Here is a 23,538-nt window from a genome sequence, read left to right as displayed (position 1 = left end):
GACAGAGTTCAGGACAGGAGGGGCGGGGCGGGCAGGGCGGGCAGAAGGAGCTGGCAGGGTGGGGAGAGGACGGACGTCGGCTGGCGGTAGGCAGAACGACTGGACCGGCGGACCGGCGGACCGAACGCGGCTCAGGCAGTGCTGTAGGCCGATCCTGCCCCTTGCGTCGGCACGGCGAACGGGAGCAGGGCCACTGTTACGTTGTCGTGGCCCCCGCCGTCGAGCGCATGACCGACCAGCACCTGGGCTCCGTGCAGCGGCCGTTCGTACGCCTCGGGCGGCACGGCCGTGGCCATCTCCACCGCAGACTCGGCGTAGTTCCACAGTCCGTCGGTGCACACCACCACCAGACCGGGGCGGTCCGGTTTGAAGGAAGCGGTGTGCGGCTCCAGGTCGTACGCGTCGGCGCCGAGCCAGCCCGTGATGGCGTGCGCGCGCTCGTCGGCGTACGCCTCCGCCTCGTTCATCAGGCCCGTCGCCACCATCTGCGCGGCCCACGAGTCGTCCTCCGTGAGCCGGGCGGGCGGATTCGCGCGGTCCTCGGGCACCCAGTAGACACGGCTGTCACCGACCCACCCGACGACCAGCAGGCCGCCCGCCATGATCGCGCCGACCAGCGTGCAGGCCGGGGCGTTCTGATGACGGTGCGGATCGTGCTCCATCGCACGACCGGGCTCCTGTGCCAGGGAGTTGACCGCCTCGGACGCGGCGAGAATCGCCTCGTGCATCGCCTGCTGCGGATGCGTGCCCCGCGGCAGCGACTCCAGCAGCGCCTCGTTGGCGGCGCTCGCGGCCGCGGCCGAGGCCTCGTCCGGCCGGCTCGCCGACGACACCCCGTCGCACACGATCGCCACGACGGCCGGTGACCCGTCCGGCAGCGCGGTGGAGGACACCGCGAACGCGTCCTCGTTGCGGTGATGGCGCAGGCCGCGGTCGCTGACAGCCGCCACGGAACCGAGCTCCTGCTCCATGTGGTCGCGCTCGCGGGGCTGGGCGTGACCGCAGTTCTCGCAGTAGCCGTCGGTGTCCACGTGACCTGAGCGGCACGCCACACAGACCTTGGCACCGGCCGGGACACCCGCACCGGAATGCTCCGCGGTACGGGGGTCGGGTGCCGCCGGCCCGGGAGCAGCCAGCTCGAAGTCGCCCGAGGCGGCGTCGGGGCGGTTCGCGTCAGGGCGGTCCGCGTCGTGGCGGTTCGCGTCCGGGCGCTCCGCGGCAGGGGCGTCCGGTTCGTCGAAGCGGACGGCCGAGGGCGCCGTGGTGGGCAGGGGCTTCCCGCCCGAGTCCAGGCCCGGAAGGTCGGCAGGACGGTGCGTGGGCGCGGGCAGGTCCGAGCTGTCGACCTCGGAAGCGGGCGGCCATGCCACCGGACCGGCGCCCGCGCTCTGCGCGGGGACGGTGATGGCGACGGTCGGGCGGTCGCCCGGCGGGGCGGGCACGGCCGAGAGGTCGTACCCGCACGCCCCGCAGAACAGGTCGCCCGACTCCAGCGGTTCCTCACAGCTGGGGCACCCCGGCAAGGAGGCCTGCTGGTGGATCTGTGACATCTTCACACCCAGGTCCGGGGGCGGAAACGGTTGGCCCGCTCCACCAGTTCGATCCTCTCGTCGCCCCGCTGCGCGAGCCGGGCGAGCATCCGGTACGAGCGTTCGAGACCGAACCTGAGGCCTCGCTCGTCCAGCTCACTGTCCAGCAGCGTCCTCGGCCCCGCGGTCGCGGGGGAGGCCGTGGCCGGTGACTGAGCTGTGGGACTACCGGAGAGTACCCAGTCAAGTGCCGTCCCCAGCACCTCGGTCGACAACTGCTCGCGCCGGACCGCGTCCAGCCCGTAGCCCTTGAGCGCCGTCACCTGGTCCGCCGCGGCGTGGAGATCATCGATCAGCGGATCCTGCGGGAGCCGCTCACGCAGTCTGGCCCGCACCGCGGCCACCCGCGCAGCCGTGTAGTGGATCGACGACTCCGGTACGGACTCCAGGGTCCGCACCGCCCCGACCCGGTCACCGGCGGCGATCTGCACCCGGGCGAGGCCGAACGCGGCGCTGACGAAGCTCGGATCGGTCGCCCACACCAGGCGGTAGTACTCCGCCGCATTGTCCAGCTGGCCCAGCACCTCCGCACAGATCCCCAGAGCCAGCTTCGGTGCTGGCTCACCGGGGAACGCGTCGTAGACAGCGTCGAAGGACAGCGCCGCGATCTCGTTGTCGCCGGTCACCAGTGAGGTGACACCGCGGTACCAGACCACCCGCCAGTCGTCCGGGTGCACGGCCTCCAGCGCCGCCAGTGCCTGGGTGCCGGCGCCGAGTTCGTTCATCTCCAGGCGGGCGCGCAGCTCACGCAGCCGGGTCTCCAGCGAGGCGGCGGGCACGGTCTGCAGAGCGGAGATCAGTTCGGCGGGTGCCGACGCCATCAGCCCTGCGAGGAAACCGGCGTTGGGATCGTTCGCGTCGACCCGGGGGACCGGCAGGGCGAGCGAGGTCGCCCGCGCGTCGAAGACCGCGAGCCGGGGCCCGGACCGGCCGGGGTACGCCCCCGGGAACACGGCGGGAGGATCCGGGACCGCCGCGCGCGGGGCCGGAACGGCCGGCTGCGCGGGGGCGTACGCGAGCGGGCTCCCCCCGCCGGCGGACGTGCCGCCCCCGCCGGCCCGGACATGGGTGTCGGGCGCGTACACCGCACCGGCGCCCGGAGAGCTGTACGGGTTGGCGGCCGGTGTCCCCGTGGCGCCCGCGGGCCGGGTGCCGACCGGCAGCGCGCCGGCCACAGCGGTCGCCACCGCCCCCTGCGCGAGGGGCACGGCCGAGCCGTTCCGCCGCCGCCCGAAGCGCCCGCCGACGGCCGGAGCCGAACGGACGCCGAGCCGCGACACCTCGTCCGTCAGCTCCGCGAACAACGCGGTGTCCGTGACCCGCAGTTCCGTACCGAAGAGCGTCGAGAGCGACGGACGCGGGCGCCCCGTCTGCAGGGCCACCACCTCCCGGAGCACGCCCGTCAACTGCTCGGCCATCTCGGTGGCCGAGGCGAACCGTCTCGCCGGATCCGGGTCCGTGGCCCGCACGAGCAGCCGGTAGAACGACTCGTACCGCCGGAACACATCGATGTTGTCCGGGTCGGGCAGCGAGTCCACGAAGACGTTCGTGTACCCCTGGAAGTCGAAGGTGAGCACCGCCAGCGTCCGCGCGACCGTGTACAGGTCGGAGGCGACGGACGGGCCGACCTCGGCCACCTCCGGCGCCTGGTAGCCGACCGTGCCGTAGATGGCCGACTCGTCGTCGTCCATCCTCCGCACCGCGCCCATGTCGATCAGCTTGAGCTGGTCCTCGGTCTGGATCGCGTTGTCGACCTTGAAGTCGCAGTACAGGAGGTTGCGGCTGTGCAGATGGCCGAGCGCCTCCAGCGCCTCGATGCCGTACGCGCACGCCTGCTCGACCGGCAGCGGATCCCGCTTCCCGGCCGGTGTACGGCGGTCGTTGGCGATCTCCTTGAGCGCCTTGCCGCCGACGTACTCCATCACGATGTAGCCGTCGAGCGAACCGGTCCGCTGGTCCAGATGCTCCACGAAGTTGTAGATGCGGACGATGTTCGAGTGCTCGATCTCCGCGAGGAAGCGCCGCTCGGAGATGGCCGCGGCCATCGCGTCCTGGTCACCGGTGTCCAGCAGGCCCTTGAGGACCACCCAGCGGTCGGAGACGGCACGGTCCACGGCGAGGTAGACCCAGCCGAGCCCGCCGTGCGCCAGACAGCCCGCGACCTCGTACTGCCCGTGGACGATGTCACCGCTCTGCAGCTTCGGCACGAAGGAGTAGGGGTGACCGCACTTGGTGCAGAACCCCTCGGTCCGGCCCGGCCGTTCGCCGCGGGCCCGGCCGACCGGCGCGCCGCAGTCGGAACGGGAGCAGAACCGCTTCCGCTCGGGGACCTCGGGGTTCTCCATGACCGCGGTCCGCGGATCGGGCCGCGGAACATCCGGCACGAGCACCAGACCGGCACCCAGCCTGCCCCGGCTCGAGACGCCCGTCGAGGCGCCCGAGGAGCGCACCGACACCGAACGGGACGCCGAGGAGCCCGACAACGAGCGGGAGAGCCGCCCGGAGACCGAACGCCGCGAGGTCGACGAACGCGACGAGGACCGCGAGGACGCGCGCGAACTCGAACGCTGCGAGCTGCTGCTGCTTCCCTTGCCGCCGGCCGCGATCCCCGTGGGCGGCGAGCTCAGCAGGCCCGTCGAGGACACGACCGGGGCGAGGCCGCACGTGTCGCAGTACAGCTCACCGCCACCCATGTCCTCGTAGCTGCCCTCGCAGCCGGGGCGCTGGCACCGCGGACTCCTGGACTCCTGAGCCGGAGGCGGCTCCACCGGGGCGAGGCCGCACGTGTCGCAGTACAGCTCACCGCCACCCATGTCCTCGTAACTGCCCTCGCACGCGGGGCGCCGGCACTGCGTACTCACGATGTCTCCCCCTGTTCGCCCCTGCCCTGTCCGTCCCGGCGGAGCGGCGTCAGCAGATCCGCTGCCGCCTGCTGATACCGCAGCACGGTCTGCTCGGCGACGCGCAGATCGCACGGCGCGCTCCACAGCACCCGGCGCGCCGCGTCGTACCGCTCGATCAGCACCGGGTCCTCCGCCATGCCGTGCCGGGCCACCTTCGCCTTGTACGCGTCGAGCCTGCCCCGCAGTTCCGCGCGGACCGCGAGCGGTGCCGTGACGGACGTCAGGGACTCCCGCGCGCGCAGCAGTTCGTCCTCGGCCTCCCGCTCCAGCGAGTCGAGCAGCGGCGAGAGGCGGTTCCACTGGGCATGCCTGCGGTACTCCGACGCCGCGGCCAGCCGCTCCTGCAACGCCGTCGACGGGCCGCTGACCGCGGGTACCTCCGAGGCGGCGATCTTCGCCAGCACCTCGCCGCGTGCCGAACGTGCCTCGGCGAGCGTACGGTCGGCGCGCGACAGCACGTCGCGGAGCCGGACCAGTCGCTGCTCGGCGTCCTGCCGGACCGCGAGCACCGCCTCGATCTCCCGCCGTACGTCCTCCAGGGCGCGGGCCGCCCGGTCGTAGCGCGTGGTGTCGGGACGCCCGCCGCCGGGCGCCGCGCTGCCGGGACCCGGCAGCCAGAACGCCAGCGGATCGGAGATCACCTGCACCCGCAGGGTGGTCAGCTCCTGGGTGATCGACTCCAGGTCGTCACCCGCCGGATGCTCCCCGGGCCGCACACCGACGGAATGCGCCAGCGAGCGGGTACGGCGCAGCTCCGCGGCCAGCAGGTCTATCCGGGCGGGCAGCGCCGACCACACGGAGTCCGAGGCGACGACCATGTCCAGCGAGCGTGCGTACAGGTCGTTCATCCGGGCGACGAGCTCCTCCAGCGTGAACCGCTCGGAGAGCCTGGCCGGACCGGTGAGCCCGGGCTCGGGGCTGACCGACGCCGTGTTCGCCACGGTCACACCGTCGCCTCGCAGCAGCTCGGTGAGGGCCACCAGGTCGTCCTTGCTGGGGTAGCGGCGCCTGGCCCGGATCTCCCGGGCCGCGGTGAGCGCACCCGCATAGGCGTCGAAGTACCCCCACAACAGGGTGATCGACTGCTCGGCGGAGGCCCAGCGGTCCTTGGTGACACCGGTCAGATCGGCGCCCTCCAGGAGCCGGCGGCCGGCATGGTCCTGCAGGGCGAGGAGCGAGGTCTCGACCGCCTCGTGCTCCGCACCGAGCCGGGCCAGCGCACGGTCCGCCTCGTCCCGGTCCATGACCGGGCCGGGGGGCCTCCCCGCGAAGCTGGGGAAGGATCCCGCGACGCCCATCGATCACCTCTCCGCTCTTGCGCCGGGCACGGCCCGGCGGTTCAGTTGGTCCGGTACTTGGGCGCCGGCGGCGCCGTGATCCCGGGAAGCCCCGTGGCCAGCCACGTGCGGTACGACCGCATCCAGGGGCTGTCGGCACCACCCTGGCGGTAGTCGACCAGCACCTTGTTGACCCGGGCCACGAGATCGTCGGCCCCGAGCTTCGCCGCGACGCCGTAGTACTCGGTGGTGAACGGCTTGTCGCCCTTGAGCTCCACCGCCGGGTCCTGAGCGGCCTGGCCGGCCGCCAGCGCGTTGTCCGTGACGACCGCGTCCACCTCGCCGAGCTGCAGCCGCACCAGGCAGTCCAGCTGGTTGGGGACGGTCAGCTGGTCCAGGTCCTGCTCGGTGCCGTCGTTCTCGTCCTTGAAGGTCGCACCGTAGGACTCCTTCTCCAGCGCCTCGTACGCCGTCGAGCCCTCGGCGGTGCAGACCCGCTTGCCGGCGAGGGACGTGTCGTACCCCGTGATCGTCGACTCCTTGGGGGCCAGGACCTGCTGGCCCGCCTGGAAGTAGGCGGTGGAGAACGAGACCTGCTCCAGGCGCTTGCAGTTGATCGTCATCGTCCGCACGACGACGTCCACCCTGTCGTTCTCCAGTGCGGCGATCCGCTGGTTCGTGGGGATCGCACGGAAGATCACCGCGTCCGGATCGCCGAGGATGTCCTTCGCGATGGCCCGCACCAGATCGATGTCGAAGCCTTCGAGGGTGCCGGTCTCCGTCTCCGGATTGCGGTACCCCCACTGGAAGCTGTTCTGGTCGACACCGGCGATCAGCTTCCCGCGCTCCCGGATCTTCCTGATGGCCGGGCCGTCCGCGCTCGACGGCGCCAGGCTCGCCTCCGGGTCCGTGCACGAGTCGGCCTTGGCGGCCACCGCCGACGTCGCCCCCTGCCCCGTGCTCTCTCCGCCCGAGGAGCCCCCGCCGTGCGTCAGCGGCAGCAGGGTGAGCGAGGCCGTGAGGGCACAGGCCACCGCCATGCCTGTCACACCTCCCCAGCCGCGCAGCCTGCCGCGGGCGGCCCAGACCTCGGCCCTGGTCATCGCTGCCCCTCTCACCGGTACTCCGAGAGCCTGCGGTTGACCCCGGCGATCGCCGCTACCGCACCCAGTACGGCGAGGACGGCTGCCCCGATCGGCATTCCGCCCAGCGCCCCGCGCCCGTCCTTCGCCGCAGCGGTGAACTCGCCCTGTTCATGGGCGAGCGCCTGCTGCAACGCCCGGTCCACCAGTTCGAAGCACTCTCCCGTGGAGCCCTTCGCACCGATGATCTGCTGCAAGGCGCTGTTGTAGTCGCCCTGGTCGTCCGTCGTGCGGGCCTTCCTGTGGCGGCCCTGCCACTCGTTCACACTGCTGATGGCCTTCGCCACCGGATCGCTCCCCCGGGAGTCGTCGGCGAGCTTCTCGGCGCTCTTGAGCTGCGATCCGAGGGACTTCATGCCCGTGCTGTAATCCGTCTCGTACTTGTCCTTCTGCCCGTCGGCGGTCAGGACCGCGCCACGGGCGACCAGCGTGAGGTTCTCGTTGGCGCGCGCCTTCAGCGAGTTGATCCGCGCGTTGTTGAGGACATCGAGGGACTCCTGCCCATGGGTCATCGCCTCACGCAGCTCGGCCCGCGCCACCGTGTGTCCCACGGCCAGCCACAGCAGCACCACCGTGGCCGCGGCGGTCGCGGCGAGCAGCCCGCGGTTCAGGACACGGTTCGTCCTGCGGTAGTTGCGCCGCTGCATCCATACCAGTGCGGACAGTGCCACGATCCCGGCACCCAGGGAGAAGAACGGCCACTGCCGGGCGTCGGTCGAGTCGGTGCCGAGCCGGCCGGTCTCCGCCGCGTACAACCGCTCGGCCGCCGGCAGGAGTTCGTTCGTCATCTTCTGGTTCGCGTACCGGAGATAGGCGCCACCGAGCGGCAGCCCCTGCCGGTTGTTCGCGCGGGCACGCTCGACGAGACCCGTGTACTCGGGAAGCAGCTTGTTGAGCGTGGTGATCTCGTCCCACGACGACGACGACGCGTCGGTGCTCGCCGCGGCCTTCACCAGGAGCCTGGCGGCTTCCCTGATGTCCTTCTCGTACTGCTCGTGAACGGCCTTGGGCTCCTGCGCACCTGCCAGGAAGCCGCTCGCCGCCATCGTGTCCGCGTCGGCGAGCGAACGGTAGATACTCGCCGCGTCCGCGCTGAGCGGCTGACTGCGGGTCACCACGTCGTCGGCGGCCGAGGCCCGCCCGGAGATCTCCAGGGCCGTGACCGCCCCGAACGCCACGACCAGCAGCGCCAGTACGGCACCGATGATCTGCAGCCTGCCCGGCTCGGTCATCGCCGCGGCACGAAGCCGCTCGGCGGCCACCGCCCCGGCACCACGACGCTGCGTGGGTACGGTCGTCACCGCCGCCTCGCGATCCGGCGCACGCTCCCGCTGCGAGTCCCCGTTCGGCGGGTATGTCACTTGACCTCCCCCTCGGTCACTGACGGTGGTCCCGCCCCCCGGCCGATCGGAGGACTGGTACCCGGCCAGAAGTATGGCCGCAGGGAGCGGCATCCACCAGGAATGCCTGGATCCCGCGTCGATCCCCGAAGTCGATCAGGTGCATTCGATCAGGACGAACGCGGCCGATCAAGACAAGTCACCGCGCAATTCCCGATGCATCCCCCGAAGCGGAGCGATCTCCCCATCATGAACACGTTCGGGACATCTGATCGGTTCCCGTGCTGACGGGGCGTCTCGCGGCGCCGGAGCCGCAGGACGCCCCATCAGGTCCGACCGGTGGGTCAGTTGTAGTGCGCACGCAGCCTGCTGTGCACCTCCGGCGCCGCCCCCGTGCGGTCCAGACCCAGCAGAGCGGCCCCCAGCACAGGGGGTTGCGAGACCACCCTGACCACCGCCTTCGGGGCGCGTTCGGCCAGGAGCCCGGCGATCCGTTCGTCCAGCCGTGCGTGCCCCGCGGCGAGGACACTGCCACCCAGCACCACCGGCACCTCCTCGTCCAGCAGTTCCAGCCGGCCCAGCGCGACCGACGCCAGGGCGACGACCTCATCGGCCAGCCGGTCCACCAGGGCGCTCGCCACCGGATCCCCGGCCGTACTCGTCGCGAACAGCACGGGAGTCAGCTCGTGCCTCCGCTCGTAAGGGATACGCCCCCGGTGCAAGGCCTCGATCAGCTCGTACACCGAGCCCAGCCCGAAGTGCCCCGGCAGCGTACGGGCCAGCTCGGTCGGCCCACCACGGCCGTCCTCGGCCCGCGCCGCGAACCACATGGCCTCCTCGGCGAGCCCCGAACCGCCGCCCCAGTCACCGGATATCCGGCCGATGGCGGGGAAGCGCGCGGTACGCCCGTCCGGCACCATGCCCACGCAGTTGATCCCGGCGCCGCAGACGACGGCCACACCGCGCGGCTCGTCGACCCCCGCCCGCAGGATCGCGAAGGTGTCGTTGCGCACCTCCACCGTGCGGCCCCACCCACGCTCCACCAGAGCCAGGGTGAGTTCCTCCTCCTCAACGGGGAGATCGGCGTTGGCCAGGCACGCCGACACGTGCCCGATGCTCCCGACGGGTTCGACGGCCGCCGCGAGCGCCCAGTCGAGCACCGAGGCGAGCACGTCCACGGCTGCCTCCACGCCGACCGTCGGCGGCTGGAAGCCGCCTCCGCGAGCCGTGGACAGGACCGTGCCGTCCTCGCCGATCAGTGCCACATCGGTCTTGCTGTTCCCCGCGTCGATGGCGACGACCGAAGCGTTCACGCCCACGCGAGGTGCTCCCGGTTGTGCGCGACCAGCCGGTCGGTGAGCGCCTCGGCGTACTCGTACTGGCCGATGAGAGGGTGCGAGAGCAGCGCCTTGAAGACACGGTCCCGGCCGCCCCGCAGCGCCGCCTCCAGGGCGAGGTCCTCGTACGCCGTCACATTCGCGATCAGTCCTGCGTAGAGGGGGTCGAGCGCCGACACCGCGAGCGGCGTGGCGCCCGTGCCGTCCACCCGGGCCTGCACCTCGATCACGGCGTCGTCCGGCAGGAACGGGAGCGTCCCGTTGTTGTACGTGTTGACCACCTGTACCGAGGAGCCGCCCCCGCCGAGCAGGGCGGCGGCCAGGTCCACGGCCGCCTCCGAGTAGAAGGCGCCGCCGCGCTTGCCGAGCAGCGCCGGCTTCTCGTCCAGCGCCGGATCGCCGTACATGGCCAGGAGTTCCTTCTCCATGGCGGCGACCTCGGCCGCCCGCGAGGGCTTCGTGCCGAGCTCCCGTACGACCTCGTCGTGCGCGTAGAAGTACCGCAGGTAGTACGAGGGGACGACGCCGAGCCGGTCGACGATCTGCCGGGGCATGTGCAGATCGTCGGCGATCGTGTCGCCGTGCTCGGCGAGCAGCTTCGGCAGGACGTTCTCACCGTCCGGACCGCCGAGCCGCACCCCGAGCTCCCACGACAGGTGGTTGAGCCCGACATGGTCCAGGTGCACCTCGGCCGGGGTGACGTCGAGCAGCGCCGCGAACTTCCGCTGGAAGCCGATCGCCACGTTGCACAGGCCGACGGCCTTGTGCCCGGCCTGCAGGAGCGCCCTGGTCACGATGCCGACGGGGTTGGTGAAGTCGATGATCCAGGCGTCGGGATTCGTGCGCCGGACCCGCTCGGCGATGTCGAGCACGACCGGCACCGTACGAAGGGCCTTGGCGAGGCCGCCGGCCCCGGTGGTCTCCTGGCCGACGCAGCCGCACTCCAGCGGCCACGTCTCGTCCTGGCCGCGAGCGGCCTGGCCGCCGACGCGCAGCTGGAGCAGGACCGCGTCGGCGCCGTCCACCCCGGCGTCCAGGTCGGTCGTGGTGGTGATCCTCCCGGCGTGGTCCTGCTTGGCGAAGATCCGCCGGGCGAGGCCGCCGACGAGCTCCAGCCGGTCGGCCGCCGGGTCGATGAGCACCAGCTCCTCGACCGGCAGGGTGTCCCGCAACCGTGCGAATCCGTCGATCAGTTCAGGTGTGTAGGTGGACCCGCCACCCACTACTGCGAGCTTCATGTCAGCCCTTCACTCCGGTCAGTGTGACGCCCTCGACGAATGCCTTCTGGGCGAAGAAGAAGACGGCGATCACGGGGGCCATGACCAGAACGGTCGCGGCCATGGTCAGGTTCCAGTCGGTGTGGTGTGCGCCCTTGAAGGATTCCAGGCCGTAACTGAGCGTCCAGGCGGCCGGGTTCTCGGAGGCGTAGATCTGCGGTCCGAAGTAGTCGTTCCAGGCGGCGAAGAACTGGAACAGGGCGATCGCCGCGATGCCGGGCTTCGCCATCGGCAGGACGACCCTGATCAGGGTACGGAACTCGCCGCACCCGTCGACCTTCGCCGCGTCCAGGTACTCGTCGGGGATGGTGAGGAGGAACTGCCGCAGCAGGAAGATGGAGAACGCGTCGCCGAAGGCCATCGGAATGATCAGCGGCCACAGCGTGCCGGACAGGTCCAGCTCCTTCGCCCAGAACAGGTACATCGGGATGATGACGACCTGCGGCGGCAGCATCATCATCGAGATGACGAGCATCAGCGAGAGCTTGCGGCCCCGGAAGCGGAACTTGGCCAGAGCGTAGGCGACGGGCACCGACGACACGACGGTCAGGACGGTGCCCAGACCCGCGTACAGCAGGGTGTTGCGCCACCAGGTGAGGAAGCCGGGGGTGTCGAAAACCCGCTGGTAGTTGCCCCATTCCCAGGTGTCGGGGGTGAGGTCGCGGGTCAGCGCCTGCTGGTCGCTCATGAGCGACGTCAGGACGACGAAGACGAACGGGAGCACGAAGAACAGCGCGGCCGCGATGCCCAGCGAGTGGACGGCGATCCAGTGCAGCAGTGCCTTGCGGCGGGCTGTGCGCAGGGCCGGCGTGGAGGTGTCCGTGGCCGGCACCGGGCGGGGCGTGTCGAGGAGTTGGGTCATGGCTCAGTCACCGGCCTGGATCAGGTTGTTGCGGCCCCGCATCAGCAGCGCGGTGAAGGCCATGGCCAGGGCGAACAGGACGAGGGCGACGACACAGGCGGAGCCGTAGTCGAAGCGCTGGAAGCCGAGGTTGTAGACGAGCTGAGGAAGCGTCAGGGTCGACTTGTCCGGGTAGCCCGGTTCGAACTGCTGCCCGGAGCCGCCGATCACGCCCGAGGCGACCTTCCCCGCCACCAGCGGCTGGGTGTAGTACTGCATCGCCTGGATCACCCCGGTCACCACGGCGAACAGCACGATCGGAGAGATGTTCGGCAGCGTGACGAAGCGGAACCTCTGCCATCCGGACGCGCCGTCCAGCTCGGCCGCCTCGTACTGCTCCTTCGGTACGTCGAGCAGTGCGGCCATGAAGATCACCATCAGGTCGCCGATGCCCCACACCGCGAGCATGGTGAGCGCCGGCTTCGAGAAGGAGGCGTCATTGAACCAGCCCGGTGTCGGCAGCCCCAGGTCGCCGAGGATCGAATTGACGGGACCCGTCCCCGGGTTGAGCAGGAAGACGAAGGCCAGCGTCGCGGCGACCGGCGGTGCCAGGTAGGGCAGGTAGAAGAAGGTGCGGAAGAGCCCCGTCCCTGTCTTGATCTTCGTGATCAGCATGCCGATGCCGAGGCCGAACACCACCCGGCAGGTGACCATGACGAGCACCAGCCAGAGCGTGTTGCGAAGGGACGGCCAGAACATCGGGTAGTCGCTGAAGACGTACGTCCAGTTCGCCGTCCCGTTGAAGGACGGCACCCCGAAGCCGTCGTACTTCATGAAGGAGAAGTACACGGTCGAGACCATCGGGTACGCGAAGAAGACGGTGAACCCGATCAGCCACGGCGACATGAAGGCTGCCGTCCGCAGCGCCGACCTGCGGTGCTTGGTGCGGAGTGTGTGCGTGGTCATCGGGAGCTACTTCGCCTTGGCGATGTCGGTGTCGATCTGCGCGGCGGTCTTCTCCAGACCGGCCTTCAGGTCCTTCACCGCGCCCTTCTCGTACTGGAAGCCGAAGTCCTGGAGGGTCTGCTGGTACGTCGACCCGTTGACCGCACCGTCGGGCGTGTTGGACTTCGGGTGCTGGGCGATGTCCAGGAAGGTCTTGAACCGCGGGTCGAGCTTCAGGTCGGGGGACTTCAGCGCCGCGAAGGTGGAGGGCACGTTGCGGATGCCGTTCGCGAAGTCGACCACGGCCTGCGTGTCGCTCGTCATGAACTTCACGAGCTCCCACGCGGCGTTCTGCTTCTTGCTGGCCGGGGCGATCCCCATGATCGTGCCGGACAGGAAGCCCTTGCCGTAGCTGTCGGCCTCGTCGTCGGCCACCGGCATCGGTGCCACACCGATCTCGAACGGCACCTTGGCGTCGGTGGCCATTCCCAGCCGCCACTCGCCGTCCAGCTGCATGGCGACCTGGCCGGTGTGGAACGGGTGCTTCGCGCCCCACTCGTCACCGAAGGTGCCGCGGTACTTTTCCAGCTTCGCGTAACCGCCGAGGTCCTCGACCAGCTTCTTCTGGTACGTGAGCATCTCGGCGAAGGCCGGGTCCTTGGCGATGTTGGACTTGCCGTCGGCGTCGAAGTACGTGTGGTCCCACGAGGACAGGTAGTGATCGGCGACCGTCTCGTAGCCGTGGTAGGTCGGCATGAAGCCGAGCTGCTCGTAGCTGTCGCCCTTGGAGACCGTCAGCTTCTTCGCGACCGCGGCCAGCTCGGACATCGTCTTCGGGGGCGCGGTGACACCGGCCTTCTCGAAGGCGTCCTTGTTGTAGTAGAGGCCGTAGGCGTCCGCGAGCAGCGGCAGGGCGCAGCGCTTGCCCTCGAACTGGGTGTAGTCGAGCAGGACCTCGGGGAAGGTCTTCTCCAGGTCCAGCTTCGACTTCTCTATGAAGGGCGTCAGGTCGGCGAAGGCACCGGACGAGCAGAACTTGCCGACGTTGGAGGTAGTGAAGGACGACACGACGTCGGGGCCGTTCGAACTTCCGGTGCGCAACGACTGGTTGAGCTTGTCGTCGTTGATGTTGCCGACGACGTTGACCTTGATGTTCGGGTGGGTCTTCTCGAACCGGTCGACGTTGTCCTGGACGGCCTTCACCTCGGAGGGCGCGCTCCAGCCGTGCCAGAAATTGATCGTGGTCCTCGCGTTCGGGTCGTCGTTCGCACCGGACTCGGCCTGGCCCGTACAGGCGGTGGCGAGGACCGAGATCGCGGCGACGGCGACAGCGGCGGTGGTGGTCAGTCGGCTTCTGCGCATGGCAAAGCTCCCAGGGACAGGGGGAAGGGGAGAAGGCAGGAGTGGGAAAAGGTTCAGCGGGAGGTGTCGAACACTTCGTCGCGGGTGTCCGCGAGGGCCCGTTCCAGGGCACCTCGCAGGACCGGATGCCGGCTGATCCCGCCGAGTACGAGACGGGGCCGGGACGCCGCGAGCTCGGCGAGCTCGGACTGGATCAGGGACCGCAGCAGCTCGCCGCCCGAGGCGACGAGCTCGCCGGAGAGCACGATCAGGCCGGGGTCGAGCACGGCGGTGACGGACGCGAGACCGGTGGCGAGCCGCTGGGCGTACTGGCGCAGCAGCTCGGTCAGTGCGGGGTCCTGTTCGTACGCGGCGGCGGCCCTGGCCAGCAGCCCGGCGGCGACCTCCGCGTACGGCTGGTGCGGGGTGTCGATGCCGAGCGAGGTGGCGAGCCGGGGGACCGCCTGGGCGCCGGCCAGCTCCTGGAAGCCGCCGGCGTTGGCCTTCACGACCTGGCGTACGAGAGGGGTTCCCGGCACCGGCAGGAACCCGACCTCGCCCGCGCCGCCGGTGAATCCGCGGTGCAGCCGGCCGTTGATGACGAGGGCGGCACCGAGGCCCTCCTCGTTCCACAGCAGGACGAAGTCCTCGTGGCCCCGGGCCGCTCCGAGCCGCTGCTCGGCCACCGCGACCAGGTTCACGTCGTTCTCGTACTCCACCGGCATCGGCAGGGCGGCGGCCAGCTCGTCCAGCAGGGTGGGGGCGTGCCAGCCGGGCAGGTGCGAGGCGTAGCGCAGCCGTCCCGTGCCGGGGTCGAAGGCGCCCGGGGTGCCGATGACGACACGGTGCACATCGGCGCGGGCGAGCCCGGCCTCCTTGACCGCGCCGTCCAGGGCGTCCGTGACCTGCCGCACCACGCTGTCGGCGCGCCGTCCGGGGGTGCGGAGCTCGTACTCGCCGACGGTCCGGCCGGTCACGTCGGCGACCGCCGCGACGATCCGCCGGGCGGTCACATCGAGCCCCGCCACGTGCGCGGCCCGCGCGTTGACCGCGTACAGCTGGGCGCTGGGGCCCGGCCGTCCCTCGCTCGTACCGGTGGCCACGACGAGCCCGGCCGCCTCCAGCCGGGCGAGGAGCTGGGAAGCGGTGGGCTTGGACAGGCCCGTCAGGTTCCCGATCCTCGTGCGGGAGAGGGGGCCGTGCTCCAGCAGCAGGTCCAGGGCGGCACGGTCGTTCATGGCGCGAAGGACGCGCGGTGTGCCCGGCGTGCCCGGTGTGGTTCCCGCCATGACGGATGCACCTGCCCTCTGTTAGGAAAGTTTCCTATTCGGTGGGAGGAAGGTAAGGCGCACGTCACCGGCACGTCAATGGTGTCCGCCCCTGCGGCAATCAAAGCGTTACCTCGAGCCGGGGCGGACGCCGAAGGGGCGCCGCGCGGAGTCCGCGCGGCGCCCCTTCGCCCGTGTCCGGGCCGGTGCTACTTCGTCAGGTTCGGCGGCGCTATCGGGGTGGCCGCCAGCGACTGCGGCGACGTCGTCGACGCGTACGCCGACGGGGCGGCGACGCCTGCCGTCGGGTCCGGGGCCGACTCGCCCTCCACCTGGAGGGGGACGGCGCCGACCATGCGGATGCCGGCCGAGTCGAGCGCCTGCTTGATCCGCCAGCGCAGCTCGCGCTCCACACCCAGTGCCTTGCCCGGCATCGTCTTCGCGGTGACCCGTACGGTCATCGAGTCGAGCAGGACGGCGTCCAGGCCGAGGATCTCCACGGGGCCCCACAGGCGCTCCGACCAGGGGTCCTCCTTGGCCATGACCTCGGCCGCCTCGGTGATCGACGCGCGGACCCGGCCCAGGTCCTCCGTCGGGCGCACCGTGACGTCGACACCGGCCGTGGACCAGCCCTGGCTGAGGTTGCCGATCCGCTTCACCTCGCCGTTGCGGACGTACCAGATCTCGCCGTTGTCGCCGCGCAGCTTGGTGACGCGCAGACCCACCTCGATGACCTCGCCGGAGGCGACACCCGCGTCGATCTGGTCGCCGACCCCGTACTGGTCCTCGAGGATCATGAAGACACCGGACAGGAAGTCGGTGACCAGGTTGCGGGCACCGAAGCCCAGCGCCACACCGGCGACGCCCGCGGAGGCCAGCAAGGGCGCCAGATTGATCTGGAACGCCCCCAGGATCATCAGGGCGGCCGTGCCGAGGATCAGGAACGACGTGACCGAACGGAGTACGGAACCGATGGCTTCCGAGCGCTGACGGCGGCGTTCCGCGTTGACCAGCAGGCCGCCGAGAGCCGTGCCCTCCACCGCCTGGGCGCTGCGGTTCATCCGGTCGATGAGATTGGTCAGGGCACGCCGGATCACGTAGCGCAGTACGAGCGCGATCGCCGCGATGAGCACGATGCGCAGACCCGTGTTGACCCAGGTGGACCAGTTCTCCTCGACCCAGCCGGCGGCGTTCCCGGCCCGCTCGGCGGCTTCGTCCAGCGAGCCGCCGGGCGCCGGTGACGGGGCTGCGGCCAGGAGGGCGGACAGGGACACGGCAGGGACCTCCAGGTGGGGCGAGAGCAGACCAACCACAGTAACGAAGCCGGGGGAGTGGTTCGTTGCCGCTGCGAGGGGAGAGACACGTCTCACCCGGGGATACAGAGGGTGTGGCCGATCGCACAGAGCGATCGGCTGCCGTGGTGAAGCGCCTGTTCCGCCGGTTTCCGGCGGTGCGTCCGGTGGGTGGTGAGAAAAATCCCTCCGGCCCGTTACCCGGACGTGGTGGCGCTTCCACCAGGCATGAGGAGAGACTGAGATCGGATCGTCCCGGCGCGAGCCACGCGCCGCCGGCGTACAAGGAGGCATCCACCGTGCCGCATGTCCTGGTTCTCAACGCGTCGTACGAGCCCCTCGGCGTCGTACCGCTCCGCCGCGCGCTCGTCCTCGTCCTCGAGAACAAGGCCATCTGCCTCGAGGAGTCCGGCGCCTTCATGCACAGTGCCACCCGTGCCGTGCCGGCGCCCAGCGTCGTCCGCCTCAAGCGGTTCGTGCGGGTCCCCTACCGGGGGCCCGTTCCACTGACCCGCCGGGCGCTCTTCGCCAGGGACGGCGGACGATGCATGTACTGCGGTGCCGCCGCGACCAGCGTCGACCACGTCATTCCGCGCAGCCGTGGCGGACAGCACGCCTGGGACAACGTCGTGGCGGCCTGCCGCCGCTGCAACCACGTCAAGGCCGACCGCCATCTGCCCGAGCTCGGCTGGCGGCTGCGCCACGCGCCCGCCCCGCCCAGCGGCCTGGCCTGGCGGATCATCGGGACGGGGCACCGCGACCCGCGCTGGCTGCCCTACTTGCAACCGTTCGGCGCGGACGACGTGATGGCCCGGATCGATGGCGTTTCCGCCTGAGAACCCGGGCCTCTGTCGTCCCGGGGCAGGTAGCGGGGCGGGCCCGGAGGCCCGCCACGCTACTCGGCCACGGCGTAGGCCTCCACCGACCAGAGCGAGTAGCCGTACTGCGTGGCCCGGCCGTCGCCCTGCACCCTGATGAAGCGGGTGCCGCGGGCGTCCATCCGGACCGATTCGCGCCCGCCGCCGCCCTCCCGCACGGTCGCCGCGGTACGCCAGGTGCGGCCGTCCGCGGAGACCTGTACGCGATAGCGGGAGGCGTACGCGTCCTGCCAGTGCAGCACCACCTGGCCCAGTCTGACGGGCCGCGGCAGCTCGGTCTGCCACCAGGCGTTGTCCTCCACGGGTGAGGACCAGCGCGTCCCCGGATCGCCGTCCGAGGCCGCCGAGGCCGGGAAGTCCGGAGTCTCGTCGCCGGACGAGGAAGCCGTGGCCGTACGCGCCAGATCGGGGCCGGCGGTGCGCGGGTACGCCCGCACGGTCAGCGTGCTCTCCTCGCCGCCGAAGCTCAGCGGCACCTCGTACTCGCCGGCCGGGGTGTCCGCGGGGACGGTGATGTCCACCGGGACATCCGTACGGGATCCGCGCGGCACCGTCGTCTGCTTCGGCACCGTCACCTTGATGCCCTTGGGAGCCTTCGCGGTCAGGGACCCCTTCACCGCGGTGGGGCGCCCGCCGGCCAGCCGTGCCTCGACACGCTGAGGACCGCCGCCGATCACGGCGTCCGTCTCGCCGCGTACGAGATCGAGGCGGGCCGCCGGCTCGTCACCGAACCACGGCACGAGCGCGCGCACGGCCGCGGGGCCGGGTCCCGCACCCGTCACGATGGAGGGCGTGCCCGTGATACCCGGGGCCAGGGGCCCGGTGAGGACGGGGCGTGCCGCCGGGACGGTGACCCGGAGCGCGTCCGCCCGCAGGCCCTTCGCCGCTGTGTGCGTCCAGCCCGCTGTCGCCAGCGGGCCGAGGCCGCGCCAGCCCTCGCCCGGCACATGGGCCTCCAGGACCGCGTCCGCGGCCCCGCTGCCCGGCTCGGCCAGCGTGGTGACGGCCTGGACCGGGCGGGCACGGTCCAGGCGGACCGTATAGCTGTTCGAGTCCCGGCTCACCGTGCCCGTATCGCGATCGGTGCCGTTCCAGCCGTCGGCCTCCTTGCTGACCCGGTCCAGGAACGGTCCGAGCACACCCTTGCCGACCGTCGCGCCGCTCGCCTCGATCTCCTTGCGCAGCGGCTCCAGCGCCAGCTGGGCCTTCCAGGCGGCCGCTCCGTCGCCGGCCGCCTGCGCCTGCAGGAGATCGACGGCGAGCTCACCCGCCCGGCCGTACCGGGCCAGCTGCTCGGTCCACGGGCGCACCTCGTCGCCCAGCCGCCCGTCCGCCGGGGTCCCCAGCTGCTGCGGGGCCCGGCGCATCACGGAGAACGCCGCCCGCAGCTCACGCGCCGCGTCGTCACGGGCCGCCGCGTCCGTGGTCGTGCGGGATGCCCAGAACGCCGCGAACAGCGGTCGCAGATAGGCGGACTCGTCGCCCCCGAGCACGGAGGTCGCGCTGTTGCCGGCCAGCGCCCGCAGCGCCGCCCGGGTGCCGGCGTCGGCGCCGGCCAGGTCGTCCATCGCCGCCTGCCAGGACTCCTGCGGCCGGTACCCCTTCGGGTTCCAGGCGAAGTCCGCTGCCGTGAAGAGCGGAATGCGGGAGGCCGACGACTGTTCCATCGCGTTGGCCAGCAGGGCCGCGGAGCCGATGGCCACGGCCGGGTCCCGGCCGGTGTACGGGCCGAGGAAGATCCGGTCCTGTGCGTAGTCGTTGACCGGGTAGTTGTCCATGGTGACCAGCGGATGGCGGAAGGCCGCCCGCGCACCGGCGAGCTCACGCCCGGTGATCGTCTTCGGTACGACGCCGACCCCGGTCCAGGCCACCTGCACCCGGTCGTCCAGTTCGGCGGCGAGGGCGGTGCGGTAGTCGGTGGCGCCGTCCTGGTAGAACTCGGTCGGCATCACCGACAGCGGCTCCGCGCCCGGGTGGCGCTCCGCCAGGTGCCGGGCCACCGCGCTCGCGACCCGCGCCTGGGCCCGGGCAGCCGCCCGTGGACCGCTGCCGAACGTCTCCGCGTCCCGGTCGCAGTGCCACTCGCTGTAGCTCACGTCCTGGAACTGCAGCTGGAAGACCCGGACGCCCAGCGCCCACATCGCGTCGATCTTCCGGGTCAGCGCCTTGACGTCCGCGTCGGACGCCATGCACATCGCCTGCCCGGGGGAGACGGCCCAGCCGAGCGTCACGTGCTCCGCTCGCGCCTTCTCGGCCAGTGCCCGGAAGTCCGCTCGGCGCTCGGCGGGGTACGGGTCGCGCCAGCGGGCCTGCCGGTAGGGGTCGTCACCGGCCGCGTAGAGATAGCGGTTCTGCTTCGTACGTCCCATGAAGCCGATCTGGGCGAGGCGTTCCTCGCGGGTCCACGGCTGTCCGTAGAACCCCTCGGCCATGCCCCGCACGGCGGTGCCCGGCCAGTCGCGGACCACGGCCGGGGCGACGGTGCCGTCGCTGATGAGCTGGCGCAGGGTCTGGACGCCGTGGAAGAGACCGTCCTCGCCGATGCCGTCCAGGGCCACGGTGGAACGGCCCCGGACCTCGCCCACGGCGATCCGGTAGCCGCCGGACGGAAGGTCGGCGCGCTCGGGCGCGCGAAGGTCCCGCAGCGCCTGACCGGCCCCCGTACCGCCCAGCCTGATCACCGGGCCGCGTCCCGGCAGGGCGTCGTGCACCGTCCGTACTCCGGCGTCGCCCAGTACCTTCCTGAGCTCGGCCACGGCGTAGCGGTCGGCGTCCGCGTCGGCGAGGAGGGTGACCTCCGTGCCGAGGGGCACGGCCCGGCCGGACGCCTTGATCGCCTGGGGCCGTGGCCAGACGGAGGGCAGCTGTGTTCCGTCGGCGCGGTCGGGCGTGGTCGCGGCGGGTGTACCGGGGACGACGGGGGCCGCGACAGCCGCCGGTGCGACCGGGCCGAGGAGACCGCCGATCACGGCGACGGCGACGGCCGTCGCACGCCTTCTGCGCCCGAACTGCACGCCGTTCTCCCTTCGTCCCGCCCGTGGGCCCCGAGCCCACCACCCGGGCGCGAGGGTGTCAATGCGTGTGGCCGTTGTGACGCATATGCCGGATGTGTCGCACGATGCGGTTGGCGTGCGGCGCCGGGAGATTTCGAGTGGCCGAAAACAGCCCATACCCGACGTACGCGGGAACGGTATGTGACCCACGGCACGTTGGGCTCGTTGTCATAACGCCTACGTCACGTCCACGCCTGCTCCCGCGCCCGCTGGGTAGGCCTGCTGTGTCCTGTTGTCCACGGCCAGGAGGCCACCGTGCCCGCTTCCGCGCAGCTTCTGCTCTCCGCCCTCTCCAAACAGGTACCGAGCCCCACGGGTCCCGATCCGCTGACCAGCGAACCGCCCCTGACCGAAGTCGTGCCCCTCATGATCAGCGAGCTGCCGCTCGCCGACGTCTCCCACCTCGTCGGCGAGCAAGGGTTCGCCGACGACGCGCCGCTGACCAGCGAGCCACCGCTCGCCGATGCCACCCCTCTCACGAGCGAGCCACCGCTCGCCGCCGTCGCCCCTCTGACCAGCGAGCCGACAGCACCCGGCACCGCAGGGGGCATGGAGTCCCCAGGAGTCTGAATGGGCTTGTCCCGGCTCGCCGCGCTGCACGGCGTCGCCACCTCCTTCTCCCCGTCCGCGGATGTCTCGGTGTCCGTCCCCGACGACACGGTCAAGGCCGTGCTCGCCGCGCTGGGCGTCGACGCCGCCACCCCCGCGGGGGTGGGGAGATCACTCGTCGCCGCCGAATCGGCAGCGGCCTCCCGACTGCTCCCGCCGACGGTGGTGACCTGGGCCGGGGAGTCGCTGCCGCCCGCCCTGGCCGCGCTGCCGCCCGGCGCGACCCTGACGATCGAGCCCGAGGGCGAACCGGGAAGCACCGAGGCGCCACCACCGCTGCGGATGCAGGTCCCGGCGGCCACGCCGACCCCCCGGGCCGGGAACGCGCCGCGCACGCCCTCCTGGTGGAGCGAACCGCCCCTCGGCGTCCACCGGCTGACCGTCCGTGCCCCGGGCCACCGCTACGCCACGGCCACGCTCGTCGTCGCACCGGACCGCGTACCCCAGCCGCCCGCCCGCACGCACGGTTTCCTCGTCCAGCTCTACTCGCTGCTTTCCGCCCGGTCCTGGGGCATGGGCGACCTGGCGGACCTGGCCGACCTCGCCGCCTGGTCCGGACGGACCCTGCAGGCAGGCTTCGTCCAGGTCAACCCGCTGCACGCCGCCGTGCCCGGCAGGCCCACCGACCCGTCCCCCTACCGCCCCTCCTCGCGGCGCTTCCCCGACCCCGTACATCTGCACATCGAGTCGGTACCGGAGTACGGGCACGTACCGGACAGGGCAACGCTGGACGACCTGCGCCAGGACGCCGCGTCACTCTGCGAGGCCGTCCTGAACAAGGGGGCGCTGATCGACCGTGACGCCGTCTGGGAGCTCAAGAAGCAGGCCCTGGAGCTCATCGTCCAGGTCCCGCTGACGCCCGGCCGCCGCGCCGCCTACTGCGACTTCCTGGCCGCGCAGGGGCAGGCCCTGGAGGACCACGCCCTGTGGTGCGCCCTGGCCGAGGTGCACGGTTCGAACTGGCGCGACTGGCCCGAGGGGCTCCGTGATCCGCGCTCCGCGCAGAGCGCCCGCGCCCGCACCGATCTCCTGGACCGGGTCGACTTCCACTGCCGGCTCGCCTGGCTGACGGACACCCAGCTCGCCGCGGCCCAGAGCGCCGCGCGGGACTCCGGGATGGCCGTCGGCATCGTCCACGACCTCGCGGTCGGCGTCCACCCCGACGGGGCCGACGCCTGGGCGCAGCAGGACGCCTTCGCGCACGGCATGTCCGTAGGCGCGCCCCCGGACGCCTTCAACGCGCACGGCCAGGACTGGGGGCTGCCGCCCTGGCGCCCGGACGCGCTCGCCGCGTCCGGCTACGCGCCCTACCGCGGCCTCCTGCGCGGTCTCCTCGCCCACGCGGGCGCCCTGCGCATCGACCACGTCATGGGGCTGTTCCGGCTCTGGTGGGTCCCCGAGGGCAGCCCGCCCACCGAGGGCACCTACGTCAGCCATGACGCGGACGCGATGCTCGCCGTTCTCGTCCTGGAGGCGCACCGCGCGGGTGCCGTCGTCATAGGGGAGGACCTGGGCACCGTCGAGCCCGGCGTGCGCGAGGCGCTGGCCCGGCGCGGGGTGCTCGGCACGTCCGTGCTCTGGTTCGAGCGCGACTGGGACGGCACCAGGCGCCCCCTGCCCCCCGAGCGCTGGCGCCGGGACTGCGTGGCCACCGCCACCACCCACGACCTGCCCTCCACCGCCGCCCGGCTGACGGGTGAGCACGTGACGCTGCGCCACCGGCTGGGGCTGCTCACCCGCCCCCTGGAGCAGGAGCTGGCCGAGGACGCCGCGGACACCGCCGAGTGGCTGGCCTATCTGGCCCGGCTCCGGCTGCTGCCCGAGGGCGACGGTGACGAGGAGGCCGCCGTGCGGGCCGTCCACCGCTTCCTGCTGCTCACCCCGGCCCGGATGGCCGGGGTCTGGCTCCCGGACACCGTCGGCGACCGCCGCCCGCAGAATCTGCCCGGCACCTGGGACCAGTACCCCAACTGGCGTCTGCCCATCGCCGATGCGGAGGGCCACCCGGTCACCCTGGAGGAGATCGCCGCATCGCCCCGGCTGCACCGGCTGATGGAGGTTCTGAGACCTGGCGTGGACCGGCCGTAGGGCCTGTACGGCACCCCCGGGCGCGCGCCGCCCGCAGGCGTTCGCTACGTTTGCACCGTGGACAAGAAGAACGCTATGCGCGCCGGCGCCGTCGCGGCCGGTACGACGCTGATGATGCTGCTCATGTCGTCCCCCGCGCTCGCTCTCACCCGCGACGACGGTGACGACCCGGGTACGGGGCTGAACGTGATGGAGACCCTCGGTCTCTTCGTCGCGGCGCCCATCGTCCTGTTCCTGGCGATCGTGGGCCTCGTCATGGTCCTCGACAAGTCCAAGAAGCAGGCCTAGCACCTCTCACCACACCGCTCTTCACGGGTGCGCCGCCGGTACGAGGTACCGCGCGGCGCACCCGCATGTC

At 71.7% G+C, this 23,538-nt stretch carries 16 protein-coding genes and 1 pseudogene; 4 read left to right on the top strand and 13 right to left on the bottom strand.

The annotated features are described in order from the left end of the window. Positions 1 to 131: 131 nt before the first annotated feature. From ACFW9O_RS10075 to ACFW9O_RS10020, 12 genes are all read right to left on the bottom strand, one after another. The gene (locus tag ACFW9O_RS10075) at positions 132 to 1,550 is read right to left on the bottom strand and encodes a PP2C family serine/threonine-protein phosphatase (protein ID WP_384607103.1); all 1,419 of its coding nucleotides are present in this window, start codon (positions 1,548 to 1,550) and stop codon (positions 132 to 134) included. Positions 1,551 to 1,552: 2 nt separating this feature from the next. Continuing rightward, a complete protein-coding gene (locus ACFW9O_RS10070) occupies positions 1,553 to 4,282 on the bottom strand; it encodes a tetratricopeptide repeat protein (RefSeq protein ID WP_384607843.1) in 2,730 nt (909 codons plus the stop codon). A gap of 164 nt (positions 4,283 to 4,446) precedes the next feature. Continuing rightward, entirely contained in the window at positions 4,447 to 5,790 is a 1,344-nt protein-coding gene (locus tag ACFW9O_RS10065; protein WP_384607100.1) for a hypothetical protein, read from the bottom strand. Between the two features lie 41 nt (positions 5,791 to 5,831). Continuing rightward, complete coding sequence (locus ACFW9O_RS10060) at positions 5,832 to 6,872, bottom strand: glutamate ABC transporter substrate-binding protein (RefSeq protein ID WP_384607097.1); 1,041 nt, start codon at positions 6,870 to 6,872, stop codon at positions 5,832 to 5,834. An 11-nt stretch (positions 6,873 to 6,883) separates the two neighbouring features. Continuing rightward, positions 6,884 to 8,272 carry a hypothetical protein gene (locus tag ACFW9O_RS10055; protein WP_384607094.1) on the bottom strand — a complete coding sequence of 463 codons (1,389 nt, stop codon included), beginning with the start codon at positions 8,270 to 8,272 and terminating at the stop codon, positions 6,884 to 6,886. 323 nt (positions 8,273 to 8,595) lie between these two features. Continuing rightward, positions 8,596 to 9,570 (bottom strand): N-acetylglucosamine kinase, encoded by a 975-nt coding sequence (locus ACFW9O_RS10050; RefSeq protein ID WP_384607091.1) that lies wholly within the window; start codon positions 9,568 to 9,570, stop codon positions 8,596 to 8,598. After that, on the bottom strand, positions 9,561 to 10,826 hold the full coding sequence (locus ACFW9O_RS10045; protein ID WP_384607088.1) for a 6-phospho-beta-glucosidase: 1,266 nt from the start codon (positions 10,824 to 10,826) through the stop codon (positions 9,561 to 9,563). Before ACFW9O_RS10045 ends, ACFW9O_RS10050 begins: the two co-directional genes overlap by 10 nt. 1 nt (position 10,827) lies before the next feature. Continuing rightward, positions 10,828 to 11,727 carry a carbohydrate ABC transporter permease gene (locus ACFW9O_RS10040; RefSeq protein WP_384607085.1) on the bottom strand — a complete coding sequence of 300 codons (900 nt, stop codon included), beginning with the start codon at positions 11,725 to 11,727 and terminating at the stop codon, positions 10,828 to 10,830. 3 nt (positions 11,728 to 11,730) lie between these two features. Further along, positions 11,731 to 12,672 carry a carbohydrate ABC transporter permease gene (locus ACFW9O_RS10035; RefSeq protein WP_384607082.1) on the bottom strand — a complete coding sequence of 314 codons (942 nt, stop codon included), beginning with the start codon at positions 12,670 to 12,672 and terminating at the stop codon, positions 11,731 to 11,733. Positions 12,673 to 12,678: 6 nt separating this feature from the next. Next, positions 12,679 to 14,013: an ABC transporter substrate-binding protein gene (locus ACFW9O_RS10030; protein WP_384607079.1), complete on the bottom strand. Its 1,335-nt coding sequence runs from the start codon at positions 14,011 to 14,013 to the stop codon at positions 12,679 to 12,681. A 53-nt stretch (positions 14,014 to 14,066) separates the two neighbouring features. After that, positions 14,067 to 15,281 (bottom strand): ROK family protein, encoded by a 1,215-nt coding sequence (locus ACFW9O_RS10025; protein WP_384607076.1) that lies wholly within the window; start codon positions 15,279 to 15,281, stop codon positions 14,067 to 14,069. Between the two features lie 188 nt (positions 15,282 to 15,469). After that, positions 15,470 to 16,534: a mechanosensitive ion channel family protein gene (locus tag ACFW9O_RS10020; RefSeq protein WP_384607073.1), complete on the bottom strand. Its 1,065-nt coding sequence runs from the start codon at positions 16,532 to 16,534 to the stop codon at positions 15,470 to 15,472. Between the two features lie 317 nt (positions 16,535 to 16,851). Here ACFW9O_RS10020 and ACFW9O_RS10015 point away from each other — a divergent pair, with 317 nt between their 5' ends. Continuing rightward, a complete protein-coding gene (locus ACFW9O_RS10015) occupies positions 16,852 to 17,388 on the top strand; it encodes an HNH endonuclease (RefSeq protein ID WP_329211031.1) in 537 nt (178 codons plus the stop codon). Positions 17,389 to 17,447: 59 nt separating this feature from the next. Here the strand turns inward: ACFW9O_RS10015 and ACFW9O_RS10010 are convergent, their stop codons facing one another. Then, positions 17,448 to 20,444, bottom strand: a complete 2,997-nt coding sequence (locus ACFW9O_RS10010) for a beta-N-acetylglucosaminidase domain-containing protein (RefSeq protein ID WP_384607068.1) — start codon at positions 20,442 to 20,444, stop codon at positions 17,448 to 17,450. Between the two features lie 294 nt (positions 20,445 to 20,738). Here ACFW9O_RS10010 and ACFW9O_RS10005 point away from each other — a divergent pair, with 294 nt between their 5' ends. The 3 genes and pseudogenes from ACFW9O_RS10005 (at position 20,739) to ACFW9O_RS09995 (ending at position 23,468) form a co-directional block, all read left to right on the top strand. Further along, a complete protein-coding gene (locus tag ACFW9O_RS10005) occupies positions 20,739 to 21,053 on the top strand; it encodes a hypothetical protein (RefSeq protein ID WP_384607065.1) in 315 nt (104 codons plus the stop codon). Further along, a pseudogene (gene malQ, locus ACFW9O_RS10000) lies at positions 21,054 to 23,292 on the top strand (4-alpha-glucanotransferase). Next, positions 23,256 to 23,468: a hypothetical protein gene (locus ACFW9O_RS09995; protein WP_329215345.1), complete on the top strand. Its 213-nt coding sequence runs from the start codon at positions 23,256 to 23,258 to the stop codon at positions 23,466 to 23,468. The pseudogene malQ and the gene ACFW9O_RS09995 overlap by 37 nt, the downstream one beginning before the upstream one ends. The last annotated feature ends 70 nt before the right edge of the window (positions 23,469 to 23,538 follow it).

Source organism: Streptomyces sp. NPDC059499 (assembly GCF_042749285.1).
GTDB lineage: Bacteria > Actinomycetota > Actinomycetes > Streptomycetales > Streptomycetaceae > Streptomyces.
The sequence above is the reverse complement of the archived record's forward strand: the minus strand, read 5'-3'. Positions and strand labels throughout refer to the sequence as shown.

Excerpts from the sequence above, each read along its gene's own strand:
- ACFW9O_RS10070 (WP_384607843.1), bottom strand. The coding sequence starts at position 4,282 with ATGGGTGGCGGTGAGCTGTACTGCGACACGTGCGGCCTCGCCCCGGTC.
- ACFW9O_RS10035 (WP_384607082.1), bottom strand. The coding sequence starts at position 12,672 with ATGACCACGCACACACTCCGCACCAAGCACCGCAGGTCGGCGCTGCGG.
- ACFW9O_RS10025 (WP_384607076.1), bottom strand. The coding sequence starts at position 15,281 with ATGGCGGGAACCACACCGGGCACGCCGGGCACACCGCGCGTCCTTCGC.
- ACFW9O_RS10040 (WP_384607085.1), bottom strand. The coding sequence starts at position 11,727 with ATGACCCAACTCCTCGACACGCCCCGCCCGGTGCCGGCCACGGACACC.
- ACFW9O_RS10045 (WP_384607088.1), bottom strand. The coding sequence starts at position 10,826 with ATGAAGCTCGCAGTAGTGGGTGGCGGGTCCACCTACACACCTGAACTG.
- ACFW9O_RS10030 (WP_384607079.1), bottom strand. The coding sequence starts at position 14,013 with ATGCGCAGAAGCCGACTGACCACCACCGCCGCTGTCGCCGTCGCCGCG.
- ACFW9O_RS10075 (WP_384607103.1), bottom strand. The coding sequence starts at position 1,550 with ATGTCACAGATCCACCAGCAGGCCTCCTTGCCGGGGTGCCCCAGCTGT.
- ACFW9O_RS10060 (WP_384607097.1), bottom strand. The coding sequence starts at position 6,872 with ATGACCAGGGCCGAGGTCTGGGCCGCCCGCGGCAGGCTGCGCGGCTGG.
- ACFW9O_RS10065 (WP_384607100.1), bottom strand. The coding sequence starts at position 5,790 with ATGGGCGTCGCGGGATCCTTCCCCAGCTTCGCGGGGAGGCCCCCCGGC.
- ACFW9O_RS09995 (WP_329215345.1), top strand. The coding sequence starts at position 23,256 with ATGCGCGCCGGCGCCGTCGCGGCCGGTACGACGCTGATGATGCTGCTC.